The 369-nt window shown below is 38.8% G+C and carries 1 protein-coding gene; it reads left to right on the top strand.

Annotated features, from left to right (window positions below):
• Positions 1–369 (top strand): RNA-guided endonuclease TnpB family protein (locus WS44_RS09675; RefSeq protein WP_046434137.1); only part of this gene is annotated, 369 nt, incomplete at both ends.

Here is a 369-nt window from a genome sequence, read left to right as displayed (position 1 = left end):
TAATGACTTTTTACAAGTACTCTCAACTGCACTAATCAAAAACCACGATTTAGTAGTTGCCGAGGAATTAAGAAACAGAAACCTGTTAAAGAATCATGCCTTGTCGCAATCAATTTCTGATGTCGGCTGGCGTAGTTTCCTGAATATGCTGGCTTATAAGGCAGATCTATATGGTAAAGAATTTCTAACAATTGATCCTAAATATACTACTCAACGCTGTCATGCTTGTGGCAGTATTATGGGCCAAAATGGTTATAAGAAATTAACCCTTAAGGATCGGGAGTGGACTTGTCCAATTTGTCGAATGCCCCATATTCGTGATTGGAATGCGGCAGTGAACATCTTAGAAAAAGGATTAAGCAAGTGGCA

Origin of the sequence: Lactobacillus sp. N54.MGS-719 (assembly GCF_000980505.1) — a bacterium.
Classification (GTDB): domain Bacteria; phylum Bacillota; class Bacilli; order Lactobacillales; family Lactobacillaceae; genus Lactobacillus; species Lactobacillus amylovorus.
The sequence above is the reverse complement of the archived record's forward strand: the minus strand, read 5'-3'. Positions and strand labels throughout refer to the sequence as shown.